This window comes from Bradyrhizobium genomosp. III, from assembly GCF_000261705.1.
Taxonomy (GTDB): domain Bacteria; phylum Pseudomonadota; class Alphaproteobacteria; order Rhizobiales; family Xanthobacteraceae; genus Bradyrhizobium; species Bradyrhizobium ottawaense.
On sequence record NZ_AJQF01000563.1, the window covers coordinates 1 to 2,680 of the forward strand.

The following is a 2,680-nucleotide window of genomic DNA, read 5'->3' on the forward strand; positions in this document are numbered from 1 at the left end:
CGCCGCGCTCTTCCGACCCAGATCGTCGCGCTATAGCAGCATCATCCGACATCAAATTCAGCTTACTGATCGTGTGAAGGGCGAGCGCAAGTTCAGTTTTTGCAATCTGCTCATCGTATTTGCCTGCACTTTGGTGCCACCCCCACGGGCAGATCCTCGGCGCTAGAAGTGAATGCGGCCCAATTGGCTGGGGGAGACTAAAGGCAATCGGCATTCGGCCACTTTTCCTCGCCAGCCAAACACGTAACCGGCGGCAGGGCGCCGAGCCCGTATGGAAGGCGCGCCCCCACGATTCCTAAATTCCGCAGCGGGATCTCTCCTGGGCAATCCTGACCGCGGCGAGCCCCAACATCACGTCGCCGGTGAACCCGAAATGGAGACGATAGAGCCACCAGATTGCGCAGCACCGGTCAAGATCGGACAAGGCTAGCCCGCGCCTAATTGCTGCGAGCATCCGCGCCATGGGCTTCATTCCGTGGATCATGTGGAAGCCTCGGCGTCTCGGGGCCGGCGCTCGCCATTCAATGACTTTCCGGGCGGTGGCGGCTCGCTGTCCGGCGCGTGCACCTGCAATAGATTGGGAGCTGAGATTGATGTTCGCCATGACGTTCTTTTCCGGTTTTTGAGGCTGGTTGCACACGCCTATGTGCATGCGATCTTGCGTGACTCTACGGTGGAGCTACTGCTTGCAGAACGCCCAGATTTGGTAGTGTTAAATTGACACGATTTCCTCGACAAATACGCTCACGCAATCCCACTGCTACGCATAGCGACTGCGCCACTTGCGACGGTCCTTGCGGCTAGGCGATCTTTGCTGCCACCTCCTTGAGAATACCTTCGCGTCCGCCAAGACAATCCAGCCTCGCACTTGCAGGGCCTCCGCCGTTTCCAAGCAAGTGCTCAACGGGCACCGGTTTCTGCCCAATTTGCCGAACCCAGCCGACATCGAGCGCTGGCTTGCGGCCGAGCCCCGTTTGCCCTGGTAATTCTCGGTCACCTCGCGAAGCACCGCCCCGAGCAGTTCGGCCGCGGCACACCGTCGTGCAGCGCTCACGGGGATCCCTCAGACGCAAAGCAGCCGAGAAGACGATCATCCCGCGCACGGCTAACAGTGCGGCGCTGGCCGGTGATCCCGGGACCGGGGCGCGGCGGCGTGCCTTGGGCACTCCGCGACGCACCCCGGTTCTTCCGATCCCGCGCGCAATGGTGCAACCTCGGACTGGCCCACAGCCGGAGCTGTATCGGTCAAGCGCCAGCAACATCCTCGAGTGAAGCAACACGGCGACAATATTGCCGGCCGGATGACAGGTCGGCACCACGCAGACGAATGGCCAGGATGACCGTGCATCTCGAGCGCTGCCAGCGGGCCCGATGATGCGTACCCGCTGGCGGCTCGAACAATCCACTGCTAAGCGATGAACCGTCTATCCAGGTAAGGACAACCAAAGTGACCGCACGACTCAGACCCAGCGCGATCGGCTCACCGTCAAGTTGGTCTCATACCCGCGTAAGCTTAACGAATCCTCCTTCGGCTAGTTCGGCTTTGTAGGCCCGTCCGTTAAGATGGATGGTCGTGGGGCTATTGGCGGTCGGCATGAAACCTTCTTCGCGCAGCTTGTCTATGAGGGCAGGTGTGGCCCATTGCTGTGGTAGCGGCCTTCCATAGCGTCGGTTCTCCGCGAAGAAGGCTCCGAAGTCCGGTACCCCCGCCCGGCCGGCCCCAAGCACTTGGTCTTCCGCAGGGTTATGAACAAGAAGAACGCGATTACACTCATCCAAACCGGCCGTGTAGCGGTGACCCTGGATTTCATAGGTCATTGTCGGCTGGTCCGAGTCCGGCAAGAGACCCCGGTGGAACAGCCTATCGACCATCGAGTCAGGGGCGATTTGCGAACCGTGTGAAAATCTCTGGGGAGCGGCGAAGGAGACATCTACCGCTTCCTCAGGTGCGGCAGACGATGATGGTCCAGCTTCATTCATGATCTCGCTGAACAAATCATGATCTTCCTGTGTCCAGACGTGCGCTGTCGGTGATTCTGGTGAACGGGCATTATCGATCGGGCTTGGAGCCATAAAGCCCTCCTTTTTGTTAAGAGACCAAAGGCCTCTAGAATATCTCCCAGAGGGAATGAGCTGAAGTTCGTCACGAATTCCGGCATGGGCAGCTTCGTCATCAAGAGGCCAAGTTCGAGTGTTAGAGAGGCTGGCTTTCGAGAAGCTGACAAAGGTCGAAGAAGAAAGACAAACTCGCGGCTGCATCTACCACGTCTGATGCGATCATCTCCGATCCTGAACTCATTCCACCTCAACTCGCGGTCGGCGCGCAGCTCTGCGTCCTGCATCGTTTCATCTGACGGAAAGCTCGTTAGGAGGTCAGGCGACGCTGACCGCAGCCAGCCCCAGTCCCATACCGAACATGTGCATTTCGATCTCTGTCCGCGACCAGTTGTTCTGGCCTGCACTTGAGCCTATGCTTGGTCCGATAAGCAGAATGACCGCGATAGCCGGGCCAACGCGAGAACAGACGAGAGCGCGATCTGAGAGTCCGGCAAGAGCGGAGCGATCTGTTCACCTGATTAAATGAAGAAAGAAATCGCTCAGACGCAAAGCAGCCCAGACGATCATCCCGCGCACGGCTAAAGGTGCGGCGCTGGCCGATGATCTCGGGACTGCGGCTGGC

General features: G+C 59.1%; 2 protein-coding genes. Both read right to left on the reverse strand.

Annotated features, from left to right (window positions below; all coding sequences use genetic code 11):
* Positions 1–214 (reverse strand): hypothetical protein (locus tag IC66_RS48080; protein ID WP_210161494.1); only part of this gene is annotated, 214 nt, incomplete at its 3' end.
* 1,283 nt (positions 215–1,497) lie between these two features.
* Complete coding sequence (locus tag IC66_RS0142030) at positions 1,498–2,073, reverse strand: hypothetical protein (protein ID WP_011084675.1); 576 nt, start codon at positions 2,071–2,073, stop codon at positions 1,498–1,500.
* Positions 2,074–2,680: the final 607 nt, after the last annotated feature.

Coding starts and splice junctions, on each gene's coding strand:
- IC66_RS0142030 (WP_011084675.1), bottom strand. CDS start 2,073: ATGGCTCCAAGCCCGATCGATAATGCCCGTTCACCAGAATCACCGACA.